Below are 23063 nucleotides of genomic sequence, written 5' to 3' on the forward strand. Positions count from 1 at the left end.
ATAACCTCCCTTGGGTAGACTCGTTAATTAGTATGCTTAATCCAGTCCAAAGGCATGCATATAAAGCAAGGTTACTAACCATGAAGTTCCGCATAAAAAACTCGAGCTTTTGTCAGCTCGAGTTGCATGATTACTACATATAGCGCACGCCGTTATTAGTGACCACGGCATAGATCAGCTTTAATTTCGAAGCCGGAGCTTCCGTAATGGTGAATGCGGCAGTTATACTCTCCCGCATGCGTGCCGTCTCTGCCGGCACATCGCGGTTTAAATACAGCTCCGCGAGCGGCTCTCCCGCTACTACGGTATCACCCACCCGCTTGAACAGCTTGATGCCGACCGCCAAATCGATAGGGTCATCCTTGGTGGCGCGCCCTGCGCCGAGCAGCATGGCTGTGACTCCCAGCCCCTCCGTATCAATCCCGGCAACGCTGCCTCCAGCCGGGGAAGGTACGAGCACACGATACGCTGCCCCAGGCAATCGCTCAGGGTTATCAGTAATCCCGGCATCGCCGCCCTGCGCCTCTATCAACTGCTTCAGCTTAGCCAGCGCCTCGCCGTTCGTCAGCAGTCCGGCAACCAACTGCTTCGCTTCCGTTTCGTTCTGCGCCTTGCCTCCGAGAAGGATCATATGCGTCGCAAGCTCCAGACAAAGCTCCGTCAGCTCAGCAGGTCCCTGCCCTTTCAGCGTCTCTATGGCCTCTTGCACTTCGATAGCATTGCCGATAGACGGACCGAGCGGTTCATCCATATTGGTGATGATCGCGACCGTCTCTCGACCAACCTCCGTACCAATATCCACCATCGCCTGAGCCAGACGAATAGAATCGTCCAGTGATTTCATGAACGCTCCCCGGCCTGTCTTCACATCCAATACGATTGCGTCTGCGCCTGAGGCCATTTTCTTGCTCATAATAGAGCTCGCTATCAGTGGTATGGACTCCACCGTTGCTGTTACATCACGCAGCCCGTACAGCTTCTTATCCGCCGGTGTCATATTGCCGGATTGACCCACAACGGCAAGTCCGATGTCCCTTACCTGGCATAGAAACTGTTCTTTTGTGCGCTCTACTTCAAAGCCTGGAATCGACTCCAGCTTATCAATCGTTCCTCCGGTGTGCCCGAGCCCCCGCCCCGACATCTTAGCTACCGGTATGCCCGCGGCCGCTACCAACGGCGCAAGAATCAATGTTGTCGTATCGCCGACGCCGCCGGTACTATGCTTATCGACCTTGATGCCGGGGATCGAGCTCAAATTCACTTGGTCGCCCGAGCGGACCATCGCCATGGTAAGATCAGCCGTCTCCCGCGCCGTCATTCCGTTAAAGAACACCGCCATGGCCCATGCGGACATTTGGTAATCCGGTATATCCCCCCGAGTGTAGCCTTCAATTAAGAAATCGAGCTCTTCCGTTGTCAGCTCGCCGCCGTCCCTTTTCTTATGTATAATGTCGACTGTTCTCACGCCTACCGCACCTCGCATTCCACAATATTACAAGTATTATATGCGCCGCAGGGCAAAAAGAAAAGGAAGCCGAGAGAAGATCTCTCTCCGGCTTCCTTGTGCAGTCGTTATTGAACGATCAGCTTTGTTATCATCTCTGCATGGCCTGGACCGCATGGCAACGAACAATGAACCTGATACTCGCCCGGTTTGTCGAACGTGATTTCCATGGTCTTCGTGTTGTTGTCAAGTTTCACGCTGGTGCCTACGATTTCCATCGCATGCAGACCTTCCTTGTTTACCAACGAAACGGTCACTTTCTCGCCAGCTTTCACGGTATACTCCGCTTGATCAAACTGATAGTTCGTAGCAACGAACCTCAGCTGCGGACCAGCCGCTTCTTGCTGCGCCATCTCCGCCTGACGTGCCGAGATATCCTGGAACAGCACTCCCGCACCGAGGAGACAAGCGACGATAATTAGTGAAAACATTGCCCACTTTTGCATAGGTATTCCCCCCTTACTTTTAGCCGTAAAGACGTATATTCTTATTGTACAAAATACACGCGGTTTACACATGCCCTTTGATGACGAACAGGTGAAAAATTTGTGACAAATTCGGGTAATATGCGTCCTAAGCTATTATGCCCTAAGCCATTTTAGCATAAAACCTTTCTGGCAACAAAACACCAATGACAAAAAACTCTGCCCACGGACAGAGTGATCTAGCGTTATGTTCTACTGAATCGCTCACGTATCTGAAACCCGCTGCGTTCTTGAAGCTTAGCCTCTTGCTCCTTCAACTGATGGATATCCGAGATAATACGGATACGGCAAGAGCTGCACAAATGTTGCTGACGAATCGGCGCACTGCAAGAATTGCAGGGGTAAGTTAAATTCGGATAAATACTTACAGGCAGCCTGTTGTTCTTAATAAACGATATGATCTCGGTCTGGGTTACTCCGGTAACTTGATGAAGTTCATCTGTCGTCGCTTTCGGATGGCTCCGCAGAAATCCGTCGCACAGGTCATAACCGTGATCCACCGTTTTCATGCAATCCTGGCAAAGGTTTCTTACGTTTTTTTGAAATACCTTACCGCATTTCGGACAGTTGGCAACCTTCAACATTGTCACGTTATGCCACACCCTTCTGTTGAGATCAAACTTGTGCATCTATGGGTTTAAACATAGAATCAAGTAGTTCCATACTCCTAATTGTAGCACAAACGACCTAACCGGAATAGACATTTTTTATTAAGATTTCTTAACCTAATATAGGTCTTATGAATCGCATAAACGTACAGAAGAAAGCAATAATATGAAGGCTGCATAACATCCTTGCAAGGGAGGTGTGCCGGATGTGCGCTAAACAACAAGGCCATGCCAATCAAAATACAACGACTAGAACAAGCGATAAGGGTGCAAAAAAATCGAAGTAATCTAAAAAAAAGTGTTCCCCATGGTATCTCGGGGAACACTTTTTTTCGGGGAGAAGCAAAAAGGTCTAGCCATCCCTGCTCTGACTCTGCTCCGCTACCTGCTTCATATATCGATTACGCTTTGTCAAAAAATCCCTCATATATCTTTCTAAAAAAAGCTTATCAGCCAGCTTTCCTATCCATCCAAGCGGAGATACATAGTCGAACACATCCATCATCAATACTCCTTGGCCGGTAGCAGTAAATTGGTGTATGTGTCTAAAGCTTTTGAATGCTCCTTCAACCATTTCATCTACAAAGTAATAGGGACGCTCAAATTCTGTAATCTTGGCCGTCAAACGCTGTTTTATACCAAAATGGACAGCTTCCCAAGTAACCGACTGTCCCAATTCGATGAGACCGCTTGTAACCCCCCCTACAGCAATTTCCTTCGTCTGTGAGGTGGACTCTGCATGAATGTCTATGCTCCTCGCTAGATCAAAGCAGACCTCAATGGGTGCGTTAATGTAAAGTTCAGTTTTAATCACTGGCATTGCATCATCTATACGGTGACTTCCCGCACAAACTGTTTGACCAGCTCTATGAACACGGGCTTCGTCCGGTTCGCTACGGCGACCACCTGCTCATGGGTAAGCGGCTCGAGCTCTTCTCCGATCGCCATGTCAGTGATGCAGGAGATTCCCAGCACTTTAAGTCCCGTATGGCTGGCTGCGATGACCTCGCCCACCGTGGACATACCGATCGCATCACCTCCGAGCTGTGCAAGCATCGTCAGCTCTGCTGGAGGCAAATAATTCGGTCCGCTGATACCGGCATAGACGCCTTCCTGAAGCCGGACCATTTCTTCGCGTTCCTGCCCCATTCGTTCTGCAATTCGCTTAGCCAAAACGCGGTATTCACGACTGTAGGCCTGTGACATATCCGGAAAGCGAGGCCCCAGCTCGGGACGGTTAATTCCGATGAGCGGGTTATCTCCGGTCATATTCAAATGATCGGAGATGAGCATTAAATCACCGGCTTGGAAGCCCTTGTTCATTCCTCCCGCAGCATTGGTGATAACCAAAGAACGAACCCCGAGCTGCTTCATGACGTAGATCGGAAACACGACTTTTTTCATCGAGTAGCCTTCATAATAATGAAATCGCCCTTGCATAACGATGACTGATTTGCCTTCCAGCTTGCCGATGACGAACTGGCCCGCATGTCCTTCCACCGTTGACACCGGGAAATGCGGGATACGATCGTAAGGAATCGTGACGGCATCTTCCACTTGAGCTGCCATGTCTCCGAGACCGGAACCGAGAACAAGACCGATATCGAGCGGCCGACGATCGATACGATCGCTGATCCACTGAGCAGACTCCTGAATGTGCTGTACATAATAAGGTTCCATTGCTTTCACCCTCTCCTTTCGATTGTCAAACGCAGATCGAATGCTACAGGCGCGGAATAATGCTCAAGATGAGCTGCAAGAACTTTTGCTTCACCCGCTCCGTCGTTTCCATCACTTCTTGGTGCGACAGCGGCTGATCCAGAATGCCTGCCGCCATATTGCTGATGCAGGAGAAACCTAGCACTTCGATTCCTGCATGGCGAGCGACCAGCACTTCAGCTACCGTAGACATACCTACAGCGTCTGCACCTAACGTGCGCATCATCCGGATTTCCGCCGGTGTTTCATAGGAAGGTCCTAACAGGCCGATATATACGCCTTCTTGAAGCTTTAATCCTTGCTCAGTCGCGACCGTCTTTGCCACCTCGCGCAAACGTCGGCTGTAGGCCTCCGACATATCCGGGAAGCGGACGCCCATCTCGTTGTGGTTGGGGCCGATCAGCGGGTTGCGGAACGTAAAGTTAATATGATCCTTGATCAGCATCAAATCGCCGACCTCATAAGAGGTATTAATACCGCCTGCGGCATTGGTAACAAGCAGAGTTTCAACACCTAGCTCTTTCATGACGCGGACAGGGAACGAAACCGTCTCCACGCCATAGCCTTCATACATGTGAAAGCGTCCTTTCATCAGCAGGACATGACGCCCAGAGACCGTGCCGAGCAGCAGCTCACCTGCATGTCCCTCCACCGTGGATACTGGAAAATGCGGGATATCCTCGTATGGAATCACGACAGCATCCTCAACCAAATCGGCGAGCACACCAAGCCCAGAGCCGAGCACCAGACCGATTTCAGGCTGAACAGGATATTTCCCGCGAATATATTCCGCAGCTTCCTTCATATTTTGCATCAATGGGTTTTGTACCATGATTCATCGCGCTCCTTTCTCATCCTATTCATTTATTGTAATTCGCGTAAAAAGCTTGTTCCGTTTCTTACAGGGGTGACTTCAAAATTATCTGCAATGGTGGCCGCGATATCAGCGAATGTATGACGGATACCTAGCGATCCTGCCGCTTGAAAAGCCGGATTGTACACCAGCAGAGGAACATATTCACGGGTATGGTCTGTCCCAGGATGAACCGGATCGTTACCATGATCCGCCGTCAAAATTAATAAATCGTCCTCGCCGATCCGCTCCATCAGCTTCGGCAGCCAATCATCGAATTCGTTTAGCGCCTTCGCATATCCCTCCGGATCTCTCCGGTGCCCGTACAACGAATCGAAATCGACAAGATTCGTAAACAACAGCCCTTCGAAAGGCTGCGACAGCTTCTCCATCGTTATGTGAATACCGTCCAGATTGCTCTTGGTCGGATTGGATTCGGTAATGCCTTCCCCGGAAAAAATGTCGTTTATTTTGCCTACGGAGATCGAATCGAGTCCTGCATCCTTAAGCAGGTTCATCACGGTCGGCGCAGGCGGCTTAACAGCATAATCGTGCCGGTTTGACGTGCGAGTGAATGCGCCGGGCTTCCCTATGTACGGACGAGCGATGACGCGACCGACAGCATAGGGTTCCTCCAGTGTCAAGCGCCTGGCAATTTCGCAGCCGCTGTACAGCTCCTCCAGAGGTATGATCTCTTCATGCGCCGCCAGCTGCAGTACGCTGTCCGCCGAGGTGTAAAGGATCCATGCGCCCGTAGCCATCTGCTCAGCGCCAAGCTCATCCAAAATCTCCGTGCCTGAAGCCGGTTTATTACCGAGCACCTTACGGCCGGTTTCTTTCTCAAAGCGTTCGATCAGCTCTGCCGGAAATCCGTCAGGAAACACGTTAAAGGGGATATCGACCTTCAGTCCCATGATTTCCCAATGCCCTGTCATCGTATCCTTACCGACCGACACTTCGGCCATTTTCCCGTAATAACCTGCCGGCTGCTCCACTGGAGGAATCCTTTGCAAGGATACGATGTTCCCTAACCCCAACTGCTGCATGTGGGGCAATCTCAGCGAAGGCACCCGCTCCGCAATATGCCCTAAGGTATGAGAACCCGTATCTCCAAAGCGCGCTGCATCGGGAAGCTCGCCGATACCCACGCTGTCCAGCACAATCACTGCTATGCGTTTATATTTCAAACCTGCCCCACCTCTCTTTTTCAGATGATAAGCTTATGGTTATTATCGCAAACCGGATTGTTTTTTGCAAAAACGATCTAATGAAACAACCCGTCTTCCGTTCACGCGAAAGGCGGGCCAATCTGCCATTATTTGATTTTGGCTCTGGGGTGGGTGCGATTGTAAACGTCTTTTATTTTGCCGCGGCCCACTTGGGTATAAATTTGTGTAGTGGATATATCTGCATGGCCGAGCATTTCTTGAACGGAACGCAGATCAGCCCCGTTCTCCAGCAAATGAGCAGCGAACGAGTGACGGAGCGTATGCGGTGTAATTTCCATCTGGATATTCGATTCCAAGGCGTAGCGTTTAATAATTTTCCAGAAGCCCTGCCTCGTGATCCGCGTACCCAAGTGATTGATAAACAGCGCTTCTTCCGACTTGGACTGCTTCAGCAGCTTTGGACGCATCGTGTCGATATATTCCGTTACGTATTGGGAAGCGATACCGCCAAGCGGAACGATTCTCTCCTTGCCGGCTTTGCCTATACAGCGAATAAAGCCAACCGTTAGGTTCACGCTGTCGACATCAAGCGAGATGAGCTCTGACACACGGATACCTGTAGCATAAAGCACCTCAAGCATCGCTTTGTCTCGCATCCCGTTCGGCGTTGACGTCAGCGGTGATTCCAGCAGCCTCTCCATCTCGGAAACGGATAACACCTTAGGGATGCGCTTCTCCAGCTTCGGCGTCTCCATGTGCATCGAAGGATCGCTCTCCATCCTCCGCACTTTCACCATATACTGATATAACGCACGGATAGACACCATATTCCGAGAGAGCGTCGCCGTAGCTCGCCCCTTTTGTTTCAACCTGAGCAGATAACCGGTAATGTTCACCTTCCCGCTGTCCCGCAGCGAATAAACGCCTGATTCCTCCAAAAAAACTATATATTGCGACAAATCGCGTTCATATGAGTCCAGTGTATTTTGGGCTAAGCCTCGTTCTTCGGATAAAAATCGGATAAACGATTCCAAATCGTTTTTCATGAGAGCCTGATCCCCTTTTGTATTGTCCAGCGGTTATTTAATAAATTCAACAAAAAGGGGGGATTTCCTGCCTCGTCAACCCAATTTTATTCGCCGATCCAATAAAAAAGCTTTAATCGCTCGCCCATACTGACCTTTGGGGATTCGGACGCATTCTCACTTTGAAACACCTTCACCGCGCTCCCCGCCGGCTCTGTGTTTTTGGGCATGGGTTCTATAAAACGAGTTACCATCAGCAGCATATGATACATCGCAAAGGTAAACACCACAAACAAAAGCAAGAATCTCATACGGCCCATCCACTTCCGGATATGAAAATGAAAGATCATAGCCTGTACTCTCCCCTTTCTCTAGAAGACTATGATCTTTCAGGCCGAATTATGTGCATTAACTGATCGGTAAAAGCGTATCCAGGCCGGTAAAAGGTATGCCGACCGCCTCCGCAACAGCGCTGTGAGTTACGTGACCCTTATACGTGTTCACACCGTGTTTAAGCGGCGGATTACCGTATAGAGCCCGAATTACCCCCTTGCCGGCCAGCTCCAAAGCATACGAGATCGTTACATTGGTTAAAGCGAGCGTAGAGGTACGCGGCACGGCTCCAGGCATATTCGCAACGGCGTAATGAATGACGCCGTGCTTCTCGTATGTCGGCTGGCTGTGTGTAGTCACCCGGTCCACGGTCGCGATGGAACCACCCTGATCGACGGCCACATCGACAATGACGGCTCCCGGCTTCATCTGCATCACCATCTCTTCTGTAACCAGCTTTGGCGCTTTCGCGCCAGGGATCAGGACGGCGCCGATCAGTAGATCCGCCTTTTGCACCGCATTGGCGATATTATAAGGATTGGACATGAGCGTTCGAATCCGTCCGTGAAACACATCGTCAAGGTAGCGAAGCCGATCTGCGCTTCTCTCGATCACAACGACGTTAGCTCCAAGCCCAAGAGCCATCTTGGCAGCATTGGTTCCGACGATCCCTCCGCCCAGAATAATGACATCTGCTGGCGGCACCCCGGGAACGCCTCCGAGCAGAATACCGCGGCCTCCATAGAATTGCTCCAGAAACTGAGCTCCGACTTGAACAGACATCCGGCCAGCCACTTCGCTCATCGGCATGAGCAGCGGCAGGGTGCCACTTGGCAGTTGTATCGTTTCGTAGGCGATACTCGTCACCTTACTGCGGACGAGCGCTTCGGTCAGGAGCTGTTCGGCCGCCAAATGCAAATAGGTAAAGAGCGTTAACCCTTCCCGAAAATAACCGAACTCCTGAGGCAGCGGCTCCTTCACCTTCATGATCATTTCTGACCTTGCCCAAACCTCAGCCGCTGTCGGAAGGATGACACCGCCTTCCTTCGCATAATCCTCGTCGCTGAAGCCGCTGCCGGTCCCCGCTCCAGCCTCCACGAGAACGGTATGACCTGCCGCCATCAACATCGCAGCGCCCCCAGGAGTCAACGCTACCCGATTTTCGTTGCTCTTGATTTCCTTTGGTATGCCGATGATCATCTGTCATTCTCCTCCCTCATCAAAGAAAGCGTATGTAATAGGATTCGCTATAATGAAGTGAATATGTAAAGGATGCAAAAAACCTTCGAGTTTGAGTGGAGCTCAAACCGAAGGTTTCAGGTTCAGGTTTTGTTCTTATCCCTGCAGCGGTGACAGATGCCTTGGAAATCAAGCCGGTGATCCAGCACTTGAAAGCGGAACTCCTGCTCAAGCCGTTCCTCCAGCATCCCAAGCCAATCCTCCATGATTTCGTCCACGGCCCCGCACTGCACGCAAATTAAATGGTGATGATGATGATGAGTACTGTCGTTACGCAGATCGTATCGGGCCACACCGTCTCCAAAATTCATCTTCTCGAGCACATGCAGCTCACTGAGCAATTCCAACGTTCGGTATACCGTAGCAAGGCCGATCTCCGGCGCTTTATCTTTCACGAGCATGAACACATCTTCCGCGCTCAGATGGTCTTCCTCGTTCTCAAGCAGAACCCTGACGGTTGCTTCCCGCTGCGGCGTCAGCTTGTAGCCTTGCGATTGCAGCTGCTGCTTTATCTTTTCAATGCGAGATTCCATGCTTTTCCCCCTACGGGTTTTGCACAGCAAAACCTTCTTCATAAGCAAATGCATTAGGTTTTGTTGCAACAAAACCATCATCGTAAGCATTTACTATAGGTTGCTTATGCTTACATTATAGGAGGTCAAACGCAGGAAAGTCAAACCTTTTAGCCACTGCTTAAGAGGCAGGCATTGTGATGAGCATCGGCGTAACCCATTTCATCATGACGGGAGAAACATGTGCTTCGAACAAGGCTACTCCGAACAGTAATACCGCGGAAGCGAGAATCGTGCCGGAAAGCCGCATGAAAGGCTCATAGAGGGGGTCTTTTCGGCTGATAAAGCGATTCTTCACGAGGTGAATGGAGAACGACATCGCAGAGACACTGCATATGATCAGCAGCGGAATCACAACCAAATTCTGCGGAACGACCGACACCAGCGCGAACAGCAGCCCTTTCCACGAAAGCGCACCCACCATATAACCAACCGTAAACCCGATCAGTACGCCCTTCAAAAAATCAAGTATGAGTATGAGAGGCAGCCCGATCACGGACAACCCGAGAATCCAGATGATCAGCACCCATTTGATATGCATGGCGAAGGACTCCTTCATGGAGCCTGCAACCTCTCCCTCTAATCCGCCTTGATTCACGGAGGAAAAAAAGCTGCCTAGATACCTTGTTATCTCCTGATTCTGTTCCAACGACAAGGCGTTCACCATAACGGCACCAAAAACGACTCCGCTTACGAATATAACTCCAACAAAAATATACAGCGACAGGTGCTCCTTCATATATTGCTCCAGCGTTCGGCTCCGCATCATGCTGCCATGCCCCCCTTGTCCGATTACTAGAGCATATGAAGGGGCTCCCCCCAATATGACTTCAGATCTTCACCTTCCCGTATTTGCCCCCTCCGCCCGCTGTGAGCTCAAGGGTCCCAGTCCGCGCCTCCGTCAAATAGCGGGCAATGGTCTCGCCCGCAGCTTCAGCAAGCTCCTCGTAAGAAGCCCGGTGCAGCATATTCATCTCCGTGCCGAAACGGGTGAGCAATCGGCGTAGCGTCTTAGGGCCTAGGCCGGGAATATACTCGAGCGGAACCTGGTAATAATACGTCGGCCGCTCAGCGGGCATTACAGGCTCCTCCCGATCCGCAATATCCAGAATACGGTCCATGACCCCGCTCACAATCTTCGTGCTGCCGCAGTACAGACATCGCTCCGTGGCGACCGCGTCTTGTTCGTCCAGAATGCAGCTGCAGCTTCCGCAGTATGTTCGATGGTATTTGCCGAGACGCGGATTCAAACCATAGTTCGCGAGCACCCTTCGTCCGTTTTCCCCAGCCAAAGCCTTACGCAATTCTTCAAAGGTAGGTCGCTCCAGTGCCAGTTTGTTATATTCACGGGCGATTTTGGGTAAAGAATGCGCGTCGGAGTTGGTCAGAAACGTGTAGTGATCCAACTCACTGATATAGCCCGCCATGACCGAATCCGCACTTAAGCCCAGCTCTACGGCTGCGATGCCGTCTAAATCGAGCAAATGCTCCATTCGTGTAGAGCAGCTGCCGTATATGCTTTTATGCGGGGTGAAAATGTGAGCGGGCACCATCAGACCTCCCCGGTCGATGACCTCTCGCTGAAGCTCGCGGGCCGTGACATAAATGCGCTGAGAGCTGAGCTGGACGTTCTTCATGTATTGGCGGAGCCATTCCGTAAAATGCTGCATATCGCTGAGCTTGGGTAAATACGCGATCAGGTGGGCTGTTCCCATGCCTGGATCCCGAACTTCGATTTCACAGCCTAACAGGACAGTCGTGTTGTGATATTGGATGCCTCCTCCGCTAAGCTCCTCCATGTCCCCCCGCTCCAAATAATGCTGCATCTCACGCTGCACACCTGGGGAATGACAATCAATGATACCGACGATATCGATGCCTTTATGCTCGGAGGCTTCCTTTGCAATGTTATAAAACGTCAGGTTGTTCGCCGCGCTGATCTTGACGGCTTCTCCTGCTTCCGTTCTTCCGATATGGATATGCAGGTCTGCGTAATAAGCCTGAAGCGTCATGTCAGAACTTCCCTGTCAGCTTATATATCTGCCAAGCGTATACCGCCATGATCGTTTTGGCGTCGCTGATTCGTCCCTCCGCCATATACTGTTGAGCTTGTTCCAGAGTAATCGCTTCGATTTCAAGGAATTCATCCTCGTCCGGCTGCGCCTCTCCTTTGGTCAGGTCTTCAGCAACATACAAGTGAAGGAGCTCATCGGCAAAGCCGGGGGACGTATAGAATGAACTAAGGTGACGCAGCGAGCCGCAAGTGTAGCCTGTCTCTTCCACCAGCTCCCGCCGTGCGCAGCGCTCAGGTTCCTCGCCCGGATCCAATTTGCCTGCCGGTATTTCGATCTGGCTTTTTTCGAGCGGTTTGCGGTATTGTTCCACGACAAGCATGCGGTCGTCCGGGGTGAGCGCGAGAACGGCTACTGCTCCGGGGTGCTTGATAATTTCACGGGTGGCCTCGCTGCCGTTCGGCAGCTTGACGGTATCCACTTGAAGCGAAATGATTTTCCCTTGGAAAATAGGCTGAGTGGAGAGAGTAACTTCTTCGAATTTTTTATGATGAACTTGGCTCATGATCGGATTCCTTTCTTTACCATATGGGTATTTTAGTTATGAAGACATTATTTTATTATACCATGAATTCACTCTGCCATTAGTAAGTCATAACCGCTTCCTCTCTTGCATAAGTTGAAATATATCAACCTATCAAAAGCTTGGGGGAATAACCTATGAAAACTTATTCTGCCGATCGTCAGCTACGTCTAGTAGGCAAGGCTTGGGAGGTTCGTGAATATTTGAAAATGACGCTGGGCCGCGTCTCTGCCGACGTTTCTTTAGCCTCATTCCTGGAAGGGAGCCTGACCAACGCTAAAGGACAAGCTCAGCAGCCCCGCCCTTTCAGATATTGCCGGTAGGCTGCCGAAGCTGCACAGCACACGGCTGCAAAAAATGCCGGATCGTCTGCTAATCCCCTTCCCATCGAAGTAATCGGCTCCCCATAGGGCTTCAGCGCGGCTTCCATTTCACCCGCAGCAGGAGCAGTCATCCACTGAAGACGGTGCAAGCGGCCTAGCTCATACTGCTGCGACTGCCGCATTAGCAGCATGGACTCCCTTGTTGAGGGGATCAACGGCAGGTTGAGGGAGCACGGCGTCAAGGCAGCGTCTGTTAGTGCCGTCAGCGTGTGATGGCTGATGCCCCGATGGCGCTCCCTAGGATCGGCAAAGCTGATTCGCGGGATGATAACGGGCACACCCTTGAGCGCGTGTACGGCATTGATGAGCTCTCCGACTTCAAGACCGCTGCAGCCGTATATAGTACCGGTACCTACGATGCCGGGGCCCATAATCACGATGGCGATGTCGCAATGGAGTACGTGTCTAGCCGCAAGCAGAGCTGTGAATTTATTTACGGTTTCGAGATCTCCGCCGTAAGCATGACCATAGGTGACGGTCCCCGCTAGCCAACCCAGCTCGCTCAGTCTGGCTGCATGTCGGCTGATGGAGAGCGGAAGCGCTCCGCCGTCCGTCATAATATACGCAATCCTCAGTTCTCGCACACCGCGCTGCGTTTCCTCCGCAAGCTGACGCAGCCAACATACCGCCGCAGGCAGCATGCTGTGAAGCTCCCCAATTAGCACCGGCATTCTCTCCAATGTCCTACGTCCAGCCAGTGTTTTATGGTGCGGACTGTCTGGCTCTTCCGCCGCAAGCACCGCTCGCTGAAGCGATGTGTAGCGCAGCTTCATAATGTGACCCTCTCCTGATAAAGCGGCGGCAGCCGAAACACTGTGCTTCTCCAGAATCGCATGGATGAAATGGTATCCGCCTGTACCCAGCCCGAGCGATTCTGCGGTCGTATTCATCAACACCGTATCCCCAACGACAAGCTTGGGAAAGACGGTCAGATCATGAATAGCCCGAGCCGTCGCCCCATCGGACTGCAATACTTGAACGATCTGCACTTGACCGGTTCCGGATGCTCCGTTACAATCCGCTATCGTAACAACGCCTTTCATCATCATCAAAGCCACTCGACCACCCCTCTCTATACAATTTACGTACGGAGCAAAGAAAAAAAACCACTTGCATGATGGTTCATGCAAGTGGTTTTGCCGATGAGGATTTAAGAACCTTTCGCGACTTCCTGTATAATCTTGACCACAACTTCGGAGGTCTTGACTAAATCCTTGACCGCAATGCGTTCTTTAGTTGTATGAATGTCCAGATACCCGATCGCCAAGTTAACGGTCGGAATCCCCATGCCGTTGAACATGTTAGCGTCGCTGCCGCCGCCGGAGTGGAAGGTGTGCGGTGTGCATCCGCATTCGCCGAGCGCCTTCATCGCCAGCTTCACGACCGGCGCCGATTCGTCATACATATAGGCGGGATAGATGACCTCGCTTTGAAAGTCCAGCTTCGCGCCCATCTCGCCTGCCGCTTCCTCGCACGCTTTGCGCATCTTTTCCACCTGAGCGTGCATTTTCTCCTGCGTGATGCTGCGTGCCTCGCCTTCCAATCGAACCCGCTCCACAACGATGTTCGTAGCGCCGTCCACACCGCCTTCAAAGCGGCCGATGTTAGCCGTCGTTTCTTTGTCGATGCGGCCTAACGGCATACGAGAAATCGCTTTGCTTGCCACCGTAATCGCGCTGACCCCGTCCTCAGGATTAACGCCCGCATGCGCGGAACGGCCCCAGAAGGTCATGTTTACTTTGGCTTGCGTCGGAGCGGCTACGGCAATGGCCCCGATATCGCCGTTCGAATCGAGCGCATAGCCGAAGTCCGCATCCATCCATTTGGCATCCATCGCCCGGGAACCAAGCAAGCCCGATTCTTCTCCGGCCGTAATGATGAATTGGATTTGGCCATGCTCGATTTGGTTGTCCTTCAGCACGCGGATGGCTTCGAGCATCGCAGCCAATCCCGCTTTATCATCGCTGCCGAGAATCGTTGTACCGTCGCTGCGGATGTACCCGTCATCACCGATTTGCGGCTTAATGCTTTTACCCGGAGTGACGGTATCCATATGCGAGGTGAAGAACAGCTTCGCAGCAGCAGCCTTGCCGGGCGAGGCCGGAAGCGTACAAATCAGGTTGCCCGAGCCATGCCCCGTCTTGGCTGCCGTATCGTCTTCTTCTACTTTAAGACCGAGCGCCGTGAACTTATCTTTTAGCACCCGGCTGATTTCCTGCTCGTGACGCGTTTCGCTGTCCACCTGGATTAGCTCGATAAATTCGGCCACTAATCGATTTTGTTCAATCATGAGCTTTCCTCCAATGTATGCATGAGTTACAATATCATTATAGTATTCCCACGAATAGGAGTTGAAATCTTGTGCAGAACAAACTCATTTTCAAAATTATCATTTATGTGATGATCGCATCCATGCTGCTATCTACCCTGCTCTTTACGGTAGGAATGCTGCTTTAAAAGGAAAAGCTCTGCTTTAGTAAAGCTTCGTATCCTGGTTGAACCCTTCCAGATTTTCCTTAACACGCTGCAGGAACCTTCCGCAGATTACCCCGTCCAGAATGCGATGATCGAGGGACAAGCACAGGTTGACCATCGAACGAACAGCGATCATGTCCTGAATCACAACCGGCTTTTTCACGATGGACTCGAAGGTTAGGATGGCAGCCTGCGGATAGTTGATAATCGGATACGAAAGAATTGATCCGAACGAACCCGTGTTGTTCACTGTGAACGTACCACCCTCTAAATCGCTAAGCGACAGCTTGCCGGCTCTCCCTCTCCGGGTCAAATCATCGATTTCCCGGGCGAGGCCGGCAATGTTTTTTTGATCGGCCTTCTTGATCACCGGCGTAACCACAAAATCCTCAGTCCCTACAGCTAGAGAAATATTGATATCCCTCTTAACGATAATCTTATCTACGGCCCAAACCGAGTTCATAATCGGATAGTCCTTGATCGCACTCACAACGGCCTTAAGCAGAAATGCAAGATAAGTCAGATTGATGCCTTCCTGCTTCATGAACTCATCCTTCAGCTTGCTGCGAAGAAGTACCAGATTGGTGACATCCACTTCGATCATCGTCCATGCGTGCGGGATTTCCGTGACGCTCTGACGCATGCGGCTCGCAATCGTATTACGGATCGGAGTCACATCAATCAAATATTCTCCACGGCCTTCCGGATGTCCTTCGACCTCGATTTTTGCTAAAGGCGGGGTTTCCGATAAATGAATACCCGTCGATCGAACCGACACTTTCGGAGGCTCTGGAATGAATACGCCTGCCGTTGCTGCCGCCATGTTCGCATTTGCCGCCTGCTTGGACCAACCTGATCTGGCAGCAGTCCCTGAAGCCACGAACGCTTCAACGTCTTTTCTCGTAATACGGCCGCCTAAGCCTGTTCCCTGAATATCGCTTAGGGAAATGCCGTTCTCCGCCGCCAGCTTCAGGACCGCTGGAGAGAAACGGCTTCCCATCCCTGTATTCCCTGCTTCCGCAGAGGGACGAGACGAGGTGCTTAGCAGCTGTTCTGGTTGCTGACCGCCATGTCCCGCCGCGCCAGCAGCCGCTTGCTGCGGTTCTTCAATAATGCAGATCGCTTCGCCTACGGCAGCCGTAGCCCCGTCATCTACCAGCAGGCGAACGAGCCTGCCCTCAATCGGCGAAGGCATCTCTACCGTCACTTTATCCGTAATCAGCTCACAAAGCACATCGTACTGCTCAATGTAATCCCCAGGCTGTTTGAGCCATTTGCCGACCGTTGCCGAAACTAGACTCTCTGCTAAATGAGGAACCGTAACCTCGGTCCCCTTGATGTTCTCTTTCACGCTGCACAACCTCCTAAGAAAACGCCGGCCTGGTGGCCGGCTATATAAGTCAGCTTCAAAGGTTCGCTGCCTTAGAACAATGCCAGCTTACGCATGGCTTCCATAATTTTATCCGCGTTCAGGAGGAAAAACTTCTCCATCGGCGGATTCATTCCTACAGCCGGCACGTCGGGCGCACACAGCCGCACAATCGGCGCATCGAGCTCGAACAGAAGCTCTTCCGCGATGATCGCAGACACTTCCGCTCCGACGCCGCCCGTTTTATTGTCCTCATGAATAATCAGCACCTTGCCGGTCTTGCTCGCTGCTTTGAGAATCGCTTCTTTGTCGAGCGGCTGAAGGGTGCGCAAATCCAAAATATGCGCGCTGATGCCTTCTTTTGCCAACTCTTCGGCCGCTCTCAGTGCATATTGTACGGTTAAGCCGTAGCTAATAACAGTAATATCAGTGCCTTCCCGCTTCACATCAGCTTTACCGATCGGCACAATGTAATCCTCTTCCGGGACTTCGCCCGTGACGCCCAAGTAGCATTTTTTATGCTCGAAATAAAGAACCGGATCCGCGTCACGAATGGCCGCCTTAAGCAGCCCTTTGGCATCGTAAGGATTGGATGGAGCCACGATCTTCAATCCGGGAATGCCGAAGAATACGGATTCCGGGCATTGAGAATGGTACAGGGCTCCTCCTCCCGTCGCTCCATAAGGAGCTCGGATAACAACCGGACAGTTCCAATCGTTATTGGATCGGTAGCGGATCAGAGCCGCCTCACTGACGATCTGGTTCGTCGCCGGGAACATAAAGTCCGCGTACTGCATCTCCGCTACGGGCTTCATGCCATACATCGCCGCCCCAATAGCAACACCTGCAATGGCTGATTCGGCAAGAGGTGTGTCCATCACGCGTTCTTCTCCGAATTGGTCCCGCAGACCTTTGGTCGCGTTCATGACGCCTCCCTTTCCTACATCCTCACCGAGGACGAATACATCCTCGTCCCGTTCCATTTCTTCTTTCATTGCCGTACGAATGGCTTCCAAATAGGTAATGACGGCCACGACGTTACTCCTCCCCTGGCTCGGCATACACATGCCGCAGCGTATCTTCCGGCTTCGGAAACGGCGCTTGCTCGGCGTAATTCGTCGCCTCGATCAGCTCCGCCTTAATCTGCTCCGCCAGCTCGGCTTCCCGTTCTTCACTCCATATACCACAATCGATCAAATACTGTCTAAACACCAAGAGCCCGTCCTTAGAACGGTTTGCTTCGACTTCTTCCTTGGTCCTATAAAGCAAATCGTTATCTGAAGTGGAGTGCGGAGGGATACGGTACATATCCGCTTCAATCAGTGTTGGTCCTTCGCCTCGCAATGCCCTCTCGCGCGCTTCCTTAACCACCCGGTACACCTCTAACGGATCGCGACCGTCGACCTTCACTCCCGGAAATCCGTAACCGACAGCTCGTTCCGCAATACTTCCCGCCGTCTGTTTGTGAAGCGGAGTCGATATCGCATACTGATTGTTCTCGCACATGAAAATGACAGGCAGCTTATGTACGCCTGCAAAATTACAACCTTCGTGGAAATCACCCTGATTACTGGAGCCATCCCCAAAGGTAACGAACGATACAAAGTTTTGGCGCTTCATCTTAGAGGCCAACGCAAATCCTACTGCATGCGGAACCTGTGTCGTTACCGGGCTTGATCCGGTAACAATGTTCAGCTTCTTATGGCTGAAATGCCCCGGCATTTGCCTGCCGCCGCTGTTCGGATCCTCCGCCTTGGCGAAGACCGAAAGCATCAGCTCCCTCAGCGTCATCCCGACGGTCAGAACGAAGCCATAATCGCGGTAGTAAGGAAGAAAATAGTCCTTCCCTTTTTGCAGCGCGTATGCGGCAGCCACCTGTGCCGTCTCTTGTCCAATTCCGGATACGTGGAACGCAATCTTGCCGGAACGCTGCAGAATAAATCCTCGCTCGTCAAATATTCGGGCCTTCAGCATATATGTGTACATCTCGATGACTTGATCGTCAGTCAAGCCAAGCTGTCGATGTTTTGTTATTTGTCCGATGGACATGGGGCAGACGCCTCCTTATCATTCACACCTAATATTATTACCAGGTGCTAGTACTTGACACTATATATATTATAAACCGTTTGGTTTATGAACACAATTTGAATATTCGTGCTGCCTTATACACTAATTGCCCTTCCGTCTACAGCCAGCATCGCATCGCCCAATATTTCCGACAAGGTCGGGTGCGGATAAATGGTTTGCCCCACTTCCCACGGCGTAGCTTCGAGCAGCTGCGCCAGCGCCGCCTCCGAGATCATATCGGTGACATGAGGTCCGATCATGTGTACACCCAGTATATCATTCGTTGCTGAATCAGCAACCACCTTTACAAAGCCGTCACTTTCTCCGTATACAAGCGCTTTGCCAAGAGCTTTAAAGTGCACCTTCGATGTCTTAATCTGATGGCCTCGTTCCTTCGCCTGCTGCTCCGTAAACCCAATGCTCGCCGTTTCGGGACGCGTATACACACAGCGGGCGATCTGGTGGGGAGCATAATGATGAGGTGTATGTCCACAGCTATGCTCGGCCGCGGCGATTCCTTCGTGACCTGCCGTATGGGCAAGCTGCAAACCGCCGATACAATCGCCTACTGCATAAATATGCAGCTCCGCCGTTTGCATCATATCGTTTACTCGAATATAACCATTTTCTACATTCACGTCGGTATTTTCCAGGCCAATTCCTTCAAGGTTAGCCTGACGCCCCACGCACACAAGCGCAATCTCCGCTTCCAGCGTATGCTGCGCTTCCTTATGCTCAACGGTTAGCTGTACACCTGAATCGCTTTTCTCCAGCGTATCCACAATTACTTTTGCGCCGGTTCTTACGGTCACTCCACGTTTTTTAAGTAAACGTTCAAGCTCACGGGATACATCTTCGTCTTCCGCCGGCAGCAGCCTAGGTGCATATTCTACAACGGTAACCTGAACACCGAAATCGCAGAGCATGGATGCCCACTCCACTCCGATGACACCGCCGCCGATAATGATCGCAGATGCGGGAAGCTTCTCCAGCCGAAGAGCTTCGTCGCTGTTTAGCACGCGGTTCCCATCCGTCTCCAAGCCCGGGAGGCTTCGCGGACGAGAGCCGGTGGCAATGATCAGCTTCTCCGGCACCAGCGTCAAGATCTCTCCGTCCACCTGCTCCACAGATACACTCCCGCTCCGCGGAGAAAAGATAGAAGGACCGATGATTCTGCCTTTCCCCGGAAATACGGTAATTTTATTTTTTTTCATTAAATATTGAAGCCCGTTATGGAGCTGCTCGACGATTCTGTTTTTGCGGGAGCTTACTTTACCAAAATCGACACGGACCTCGTCCGCCTCAATCCCGAATTTCTCGCTTTCCTTCATCATAGCGTATACTTCTGCGCTTCTTAGTAGCGCCTTGCTCGGAATACAACCTCGGTGCAGACAGGTTCCGCCGAGCCTGTCTTGTTCGACGATGGCCACATTCTTCCCGAGTTGGGCAGCGCGAATCGCCGCCGAGTATCCACCGATGCCTCCGCCGAGGATCACGATATCAAAAGCATGCGTCATTATCTTTCCCTCCGAAACTATGATTCTTATATTTTTACCATATTCGGTCGAAGAAATATAGTCCAATTTGTGAAATGGCATGAATTGTAGTTGAAATTGTGGTAACGTTAGATGAAAAGAAGAGTTATGCAGGGATAAAAGAAGGAGCCGCCCATGAAAGTCACCATTTACCGATTTATAGCTATGCTGCTTTTGGTTATTCCAGGTCTAATGGCGACCTACGGATTTCTTGCCATAAAGGACGCTTGGTTTGCCCAATTCGATCAAACTGTCGCCGATCCAGGCGTCCTTTGGGGAAAGATGATTCTCGGACTTATTCTATTCGCGGCTGGAGTCGCCTTTATAGGGGGATGGATTTTTTTTCGCGATCGCAAGCACAATTATGTCGCCCCCAGATTTCGGGAAAAACGTAAAAAGGGATAGCCGCACAAGGCTCTCCCTTTTCTTCGTTATGCCCGTCTTCGTCCGGCGTCATCCAGCCAGCGCAGCAGCCGGTTTGCCTCAATCATAGCGCTTAATGACCGTCGCCAGGTCAAAGCGTGCAAAGCGATCAGCACGGTGAGGGCACCCGCTTGGAAGACCTCCGACGTCAGCTTCACGATAACGATACCCAGTGTAAAGCCAAGCATATTGGCACCGGTATCCCCAAGCATAACGCGTCCCTTCAAATCGTAAGGAGCAAGCAGCAGCACACCAACCAGGACCGGTACCAGTCCATGCCACAGCCGCATCCCGTTCTCTGTAACTGCATATGCCGCCAGTATGAAGGTGCACCAGCCGACCGTACCCATCGAGATGAAAAATATTTTTACCGCCCTCCCTGGGCGAGCATCAAATAAGTTAACGGCATTCGTAGCAAGAAGCACCAGCAAAAGCTGCCAGGGCAGAGCCCATAGGTTGCCTTGGCTCGGCAGCAGCAGCGTCAGACCGGCAGTGCCAGCCGCTGCGGCCTTTATAAGCCCGGTAGTGATACTGCGTTTCTGCTTCCACGCCATCCAGTGGCTGCGTATTCCTTTCGTCCGCTTATCACCTTTTACATCGTCCATAAAGCCTGCAAAGCAAACTACCGTAAGAGCAAGCATCCATATGGCCTCAATCTGCTGAGCTCCAGTGATCCTATCCATCACAAAATAGACCAGAAGAAGAAGCCAAATCAGCAATCCTCCCGCGGTAGGAATCGTTTCACCGTTATAGCTTCGATCCGTAATCCCATGCTCTTGAAGAAACCGTAAGCCGCCGGGCAGCAGCAGCCGTCCTGCGGCTAAAAGCACCATTCCAGGCATAAGCCAATCCATAAAAACATCGGTTAGCATATCGGCCTCCTCCAGCAATCCCACAACGTGAGGCCTACGGAAATGAACTGTTTACCGCGATGCATAAAGCCGTCCCAATCCCGTCCAGTTTCCCGATGGCGAAATGGAATCTCCGGCTCCGCAACACGATATCCGAGCTTGACGGCATCGACTAGCATACCTACTTCTACTCCAAAACCTTGATAAGCCCGCCCGGTGCGCTTCAACACTTCCGCCCTTATCGCACGCTGCCCGGATAGCGGAGCCAGTGCTGGATAACCGCTTAAAGCTTTTACTCCGCGAGAAGCGAGCACTTTTACCAGCCCGAAGCCGCCGGGTTTATTTACGGGCGGAATCCTCGCAACCGATAAGTCTGCCTCATTCTGGAGCAGCGGCTCCAACAGAAACGGAAAATAGCCCGCGGTTCCCCCCAAATCGGCATCCAGAAAAACAATAATATCCCCGGCAGCAGCCCGGCACCCTGCGGCCATTGCAGCTGCCTTACCTCTATTGATTGGATACCCTATAACGAGATCTGCCCAAGGAGCGGCAGCCGTTCGTGTATCATCCTTGCTTCCATCATCGACAACGATCACTTGAAATGTCAATGCAAGGGGCTTGATGCCTTCCTGGGCTTCCCGAACCCGAGCCACCGCTTTCAACGTAGCGGGAATACGCTCTGCTTCATTCCAAACCGGAATAATGATGGATACAAGTGTAGACATAATCGCTCCTCCTTTTACATTAGAGCAGAGATCGAACAAAAGACTGCCAGGCCCGTATGACCTTCATCGGTTTAGCAACCTCTTTTGCCGGGTAAACCCGGCTGATTCCGCGCGCATCGATCAGCTTGCTTCCGACCTTCATGCGTACAAGCCAAGTACTTCCCATGCCTTTACGGCCTTTCTCAAGAAAATCCTGCATGTGGCTGTGCAAACCGACTGTAACGATTTGTTCGCATCCTCCATCGTAAGCCAGCAGCAGCGCGGCATCTTCACTGGTACCCCCGCTTGGCAAAAGCGTTCCTGACAGTCGCAGTCTATGTAATCGATTCATTCCAGGAGCTTCACCGTTAATGTAGCCATGAACAATGAGCTCCGCTCCAGAGCGAAGCACCCGATCCGATACACTATCCATATCCCCTATAATCAGCTGTGGAGAATAACCAAAGTCATACAAAGCGTCAGCACCGCCATCCACAGCGATTAGAACCGGATTCACACGCTCAATATAAGGCCGTAAAGCGGCCAAATCATCTTTAAACCCGCTTCCCCTGACGACGATCAACGCAGCTTTGCCGGTAAGCTCCGTCCGAATGGTCGGTGTAGGGAGTGGTTCGACCAGCCACTCTTTCTCTTGACTTGCATACCAAAGCGTATTATCAATAAATTTCCGGAGCTGATCGGGCTCAGCCTGCCGGGCGGCAAGATAGCTTTGCAGCCACCTTTGCCTAGTAAATCGGGTACAGGGAATCCAAGAAGATCCCATATCAATACCGTTCTCAGTTAGTGTGATCTCAGCGTTCTCGCTAAACAGCTCGAAGCTTTCCGGAGCCGCTTCCAAGAGCGGTACCCCTTCATCAATAAGCAATAAGCTTGCTTGATTCGTGAACATACCGGTCATCGTTTGGCCTGTATTAATCACCGCTTTGACCCTGGCGTCTAGCAACCCCCGTACAGCTAACTCATCTATATCATCATGGGATATCACAGCAATGCTTCCCGGACGTATCCGCTTCAGCAGTTGTTTGGTGTTGCGGTCCGCTTCTACTTTTCCTTTAATGGGCCAACGTTCCGATTTGCGATTCCATTTCATATGTACCAACCACCCGCATCCAGACTAAGTTGACCGCTGA

Annotated in this window: 26 protein-coding genes; 3 read left to right on the top strand and 23 right to left on the bottom strand. The window is 51.6% G+C overall.

Going from position 1 to position 23063, the window contains the following annotated elements; translation table 11 throughout:
• Positions 1–133 precede the first annotated feature (133 nt).
• The 14 genes from JOE45_RS06510 to JOE45_RS06575 all read right to left on the bottom strand — a co-directional run bounded on the left by JOE45_RS06510 (position 134) and on the right by JOE45_RS06575 (position 12084).
• Positions 134–1465 carry a pyrimidine-nucleoside phosphorylase gene (locus JOE45_RS06510; protein WP_210020969.1) on the bottom strand — a complete coding sequence of 444 codons (1332 nt, stop codon included), beginning with the start codon at positions 1463–1465 and terminating at the stop codon, positions 134–136.
• Positions 1466–1572: 107 nt separating this feature from the next.
• Positions 1573–1950, bottom strand: a complete 378-nt coding sequence (locus JOE45_RS06515; protein WP_210020968.1) for a cupredoxin domain-containing protein — start codon at positions 1948–1950, stop codon at positions 1573–1575.
• A gap of 224 nt (positions 1951–2174) precedes the next feature.
• Positions 2175–2573 (bottom strand): flagellar protein, encoded by a 399-nt coding sequence (locus JOE45_RS06520; protein ID WP_245247221.1) that lies wholly within the window; start codon positions 2571–2573, stop codon positions 2175–2177.
• A gap of 376 nt (positions 2574–2949) precedes the next feature.
• The gene (locus JOE45_RS06525; protein ID WP_210020966.1) at positions 2950–3417 is read right to left on the bottom strand and encodes an SRPBCC family protein; all 468 of its coding nucleotides are present in this window, start codon (positions 3415–3417) and stop codon (positions 2950–2952) included.
• 8 nt (positions 3418–3425) lie between these two features.
• Positions 3426–4277: a purine-nucleoside phosphorylase gene (locus JOE45_RS06530; protein ID WP_210020965.1), complete on the bottom strand. Its 852-nt coding sequence runs from the start codon at positions 4275–4277 to the stop codon at positions 3426–3428.
• A 43-nt stretch (positions 4278–4320) separates the two neighbouring features.
• Positions 4321–5148, bottom strand: coding sequence for a purine-nucleoside phosphorylase (locus JOE45_RS06535; RefSeq protein ID WP_210020964.1), 828 nt, complete (start codon positions 5146–5148; stop codon positions 4321–4323).
• 32 nt (positions 5149–5180) lie between these two features.
• Positions 5181–6356, bottom strand: coding sequence for a phosphopentomutase (deoB, locus tag JOE45_RS06540; RefSeq protein ID WP_210020963.1), 1176 nt, complete (start codon positions 6354–6356; stop codon positions 5181–5183).
• A 128-nt stretch (positions 6357–6484) separates the two neighbouring features.
• Positions 6485–7384 (bottom strand): site-specific tyrosine recombinase XerD, encoded by a 900-nt coding sequence (gene xerD, locus JOE45_RS06545; protein WP_210020962.1) that lies wholly within the window; start codon positions 7382–7384, stop codon positions 6485–6487.
• 86 nt (positions 7385–7470) lie between these two features.
• Entirely contained in the window at positions 7471–7713 is a 243-nt protein-coding gene (locus tag JOE45_RS06550; protein ID WP_210020961.1) for a DUF4227 family protein, read from the bottom strand.
• 58 nt (positions 7714–7771) lie between these two features.
• Positions 7772–8896: an alanine dehydrogenase gene (gene ald, locus JOE45_RS06555; protein ID WP_210020960.1), complete on the bottom strand. Its 1125-nt coding sequence runs from the start codon at positions 8894–8896 to the stop codon at positions 7772–7774.
• A 122-nt stretch (positions 8897–9018) separates the two neighbouring features.
• The gene (fur, locus tag JOE45_RS06560; RefSeq protein WP_210020959.1) at positions 9019–9468 is read right to left on the bottom strand and encodes a ferric iron uptake transcriptional regulator; all 450 of its coding nucleotides are present in this window, start codon (positions 9466–9468) and stop codon (positions 9019–9021) included.
• 160 nt (positions 9469–9628) lie between these two features.
• Positions 9629–10276: a stage II sporulation protein M gene (gene spoIIM / locus JOE45_RS06565; RefSeq protein ID WP_210020958.1), complete on the bottom strand. Its 648-nt coding sequence runs from the start codon at positions 10274–10276 to the stop codon at positions 9629–9631.
• 61 nt (positions 10277–10337) lie between these two features.
• Positions 10338–11519 (bottom strand): endonuclease Q family protein, encoded by a 1182-nt coding sequence (locus JOE45_RS06570; RefSeq protein ID WP_210020957.1) that lies wholly within the window; start codon positions 11517–11519, stop codon positions 10338–10340.
• Between the two features lies 1 nt (position 11520).
• The gene (locus JOE45_RS06575; protein WP_210020956.1) at positions 11521–12084 is read right to left on the bottom strand and encodes an NUDIX hydrolase; all 564 of its coding nucleotides are present in this window, start codon (positions 12082–12084) and stop codon (positions 11521–11523) included.
• A 155-nt stretch (positions 12085–12239) separates the two neighbouring features.
• Between JOE45_RS06575 and mciZ the strand changes: the two genes are divergently transcribed.
• Positions 12240–12425: a Z-ring formation inhibitor MciZ gene (gene mciZ / locus JOE45_RS24120; protein ID WP_210020955.1), complete on the top strand. Its 186-nt coding sequence runs from the start codon at positions 12240–12242 to the stop codon at positions 12423–12425.
• On the opposite strand, the gene JOE45_RS06585 is transcribed toward mciZ, so the two are convergent.
• Both JOE45_RS06585 and JOE45_RS06590 read right to left on the bottom strand, forming a co-directional pair.
• A complete protein-coding gene (locus JOE45_RS06585) occupies positions 12392–13534 on the bottom strand; it encodes a DUF3866 family protein (protein WP_245247222.1) in 1143 nt (380 codons plus the stop codon). The genes mciZ and JOE45_RS06585 overlap by 34 nt on opposite strands.
• A 101-nt stretch (positions 13535–13635) precedes the next feature.
• Positions 13636–14775 (bottom strand): M20/M25/M40 family metallo-hydrolase, encoded by a 1140-nt coding sequence (locus JOE45_RS06590; protein WP_210020953.1) that lies wholly within the window; start codon positions 14773–14775, stop codon positions 13636–13638.
• A 71-nt stretch (positions 14776–14846) separates the two neighbouring features.
• Here JOE45_RS06590 and prli42 point away from each other — a divergent pair, with 71 nt between their 5' ends.
• A complete protein-coding gene (gene prli42, locus JOE45_RS23455; RefSeq protein ID WP_210020952.1) occupies positions 14847–14942 on the top strand; it encodes a stressosome-associated protein Prli42 in 96 nt (31 codons plus the stop codon).
• Between the two features lie 16 nt (positions 14943–14958).
• Here the strand turns inward: prli42 and JOE45_RS06600 are convergent, their stop codons facing one another.
• The 4 genes from JOE45_RS06600 to lpdA all read right to left on the bottom strand — a co-directional run bounded on the left by JOE45_RS06600 (position 14959) and on the right by lpdA (position 19916).
• Positions 14959–16311 (bottom strand): dihydrolipoamide acetyltransferase family protein, encoded by a 1353-nt coding sequence (locus JOE45_RS06600; RefSeq protein WP_348632495.1) that lies wholly within the window; start codon positions 16309–16311, stop codon positions 14959–14961.
• Positions 16312–16382: 71 nt separating this feature from the next.
• Positions 16383–17363 carry an alpha-ketoacid dehydrogenase subunit beta gene (locus JOE45_RS06605; protein WP_210020951.1) on the bottom strand — a complete coding sequence of 327 codons (981 nt, stop codon included), beginning with the start codon at positions 17361–17363 and terminating at the stop codon, positions 16383–16385.
• Positions 17364–17367: 4 nt separating this feature from the next.
• Complete coding sequence (locus tag JOE45_RS06610) at positions 17368–18378, bottom strand: thiamine pyrophosphate-dependent dehydrogenase E1 component subunit alpha (protein WP_210020950.1); 1011 nt, start codon at positions 18376–18378, stop codon at positions 17368–17370.
• Positions 18379–18494: 116 nt separating this feature from the next.
• The gene (gene lpdA, locus JOE45_RS06615) at positions 18495–19916 is read right to left on the bottom strand and encodes a dihydrolipoyl dehydrogenase (protein WP_210020949.1); all 1422 of its coding nucleotides are present in this window, start codon (positions 19914–19916) and stop codon (positions 18495–18497) included.
• 153 nt (positions 19917–20069) lie between these two features.
• Here lpdA and JOE45_RS06620 point away from each other — a divergent pair, with 153 nt between their 5' ends.
• Positions 20070–20339 (top strand): DUF2627 domain-containing protein, encoded by a 270-nt coding sequence (locus JOE45_RS06620; protein ID WP_210020948.1) that lies wholly within the window; start codon positions 20070–20072, stop codon positions 20337–20339.
• A 26-nt stretch (positions 20340–20365) separates the two neighbouring features.
• On the opposite strand, the gene JOE45_RS06625 is transcribed toward JOE45_RS06620, so the two are convergent.
• The 3 genes from JOE45_RS06625 to steA are packed head-to-tail and all read right to left on the bottom strand — an operon-like array spanning position 20366 to position 23023.
• A complete protein-coding gene (locus JOE45_RS06625) occupies positions 20366–21229 on the bottom strand; it encodes a hypothetical protein (protein ID WP_210020947.1) in 864 nt (287 codons plus the stop codon).
• The gene (locus JOE45_RS06630; RefSeq protein ID WP_210020946.1) at positions 21223–21933 is read right to left on the bottom strand and encodes a glycosyltransferase family 2 protein; all 711 of its coding nucleotides are present in this window, start codon (positions 21931–21933) and stop codon (positions 21223–21225) included. The genes JOE45_RS06625 and JOE45_RS06630 overlap by 7 nt, the downstream gene beginning before the upstream one ends.
• 19 nt (positions 21934–21952) lie before the next feature.
• Complete coding sequence (steA, locus tag JOE45_RS06635; protein ID WP_210020945.1) at positions 21953–23023, bottom strand: putative cytokinetic ring protein SteA; 1071 nt, start codon at positions 23021–23023, stop codon at positions 21953–21955.
• Between the last annotated feature and the right edge of the window lie 40 nt (positions 23024–23063).

The organism is Paenibacillus sp. PvR098, assembly GCF_017833255.1.
Taxonomy (GTDB): domain Bacteria; phylum Bacillota; class Bacilli; order Paenibacillales; family NBRC-103111; genus Paenibacillus_G.

Coding starts and splice junctions, on each gene's coding strand:
- fur (WP_210020959.1), bottom strand. CDS start 9,468: ATGGAATCTCGCATTGAAAAGATAAAGCAGCAGCTGCAATCGCAAGGC.
- JOE45_RS06530 (WP_210020965.1), bottom strand. CDS start 4,277: ATGGAACCTTATTATGTACAGCACATTCAGGAGTCTGCTCAGTGGATC.
- lpdA (WP_210020949.1), bottom strand. CDS start 19,916: ATGACGCATGCTTTTGATATCGTGATCCTCGGCGGAGGCATCGGTGGA.
- JOE45_RS06575 (WP_210020956.1), bottom strand. CDS start 12,084: ATGAGCCAAGTTCATCATAAAAAATTCGAAGAAGTTACTCTCTCCACT.
- JOE45_RS06625 (WP_210020947.1), bottom strand. CDS start 21,229: ATGCTAACCGATGTTTTTATGGATTGGCTTATGCCTGGAATGGTGCTT.
- xerD (WP_210020962.1), bottom strand. CDS start 7,384: ATGAAAAACGATTTGGAATCGTTTATCCGATTTTTATCCGAAGAACGA.
- spoIIM (WP_210020958.1), bottom strand. CDS start 10,276: ATGATGCGGAGCCGAACGCTGGAGCAATATATGAAGGAGCACCTGTCG.
- mciZ (WP_210020955.1), top strand. CDS start 12,240: ATGAAAACTTATTCTGCCGATCGTCAGCTACGTCTAGTAGGCAAGGCT.
- JOE45_RS06535 (WP_210020964.1), bottom strand. CDS start 5,148: ATGGTACAAAACCCATTGATGCAAAATATGAAGGAAGCTGCGGAATAT.
- JOE45_RS06525 (WP_210020966.1), bottom strand. CDS start 3,417: ATGCCAGTGATTAAAACTGAACTTTACATTAACGCACCCATTGAGGTC.
- JOE45_RS06585 (WP_245247222.1), bottom strand. CDS start 13,534: ATGATGATGAAAGGCGTTGTTACGATAGCGGATTGTAACGGAGCATCC.
- JOE45_RS06520 (WP_245247221.1), bottom strand. CDS start 2,573: ATGTTGAAGGTTGCCAACTGTCCGAAATGCGGTAAGGTATTTCAAAAA.
- JOE45_RS06515 (WP_210020968.1), bottom strand. CDS start 1,950: ATGCAAAAGTGGGCAATGTTTTCACTAATTATCGTCGCTTGTCTCCTC.
- JOE45_RS06590 (WP_210020953.1), bottom strand. CDS start 14,775: ATGATTGAACAAAATCGATTAGTGGCCGAATTTATCGAGCTAATCCAG.
- JOE45_RS06570 (WP_210020957.1), bottom strand. CDS start 11,519: ATGACGCTTCAGGCTTATTACGCAGACCTGCATATCCATATCGGAAGA.
- ald (WP_210020960.1), bottom strand. CDS start 8,896: ATGATCATCGGCATACCAAAGGAAATCAAGAGCAACGAAAATCGGGTA.
- JOE45_RS06620 (WP_210020948.1), top strand. CDS start 20,070: ATGAAAGTCACCATTTACCGATTTATAGCTATGCTGCTTTTGGTTATT.
- steA (WP_210020945.1), bottom strand. CDS start 23,023: ATGAAATGGAATCGCAAATCGGAACGTTGGCCCATTAAAGGAAAAGTA.
- JOE45_RS06610 (WP_210020950.1), bottom strand. CDS start 18,378: ATGTCCATCGGACAAATAACAAAACATCGACAGCTTGGCTTGACTGAC.
- JOE45_RS06550 (WP_210020961.1), bottom strand. CDS start 7,713: ATGATCTTTCATTTTCATATCCGGAAGTGGATGGGCCGTATGAGATTC.
- JOE45_RS06630 (WP_210020946.1), bottom strand. CDS start 21,933: ATGTCTACACTTGTATCCATCATTATTCCGGTTTGGAATGAAGCAGAG.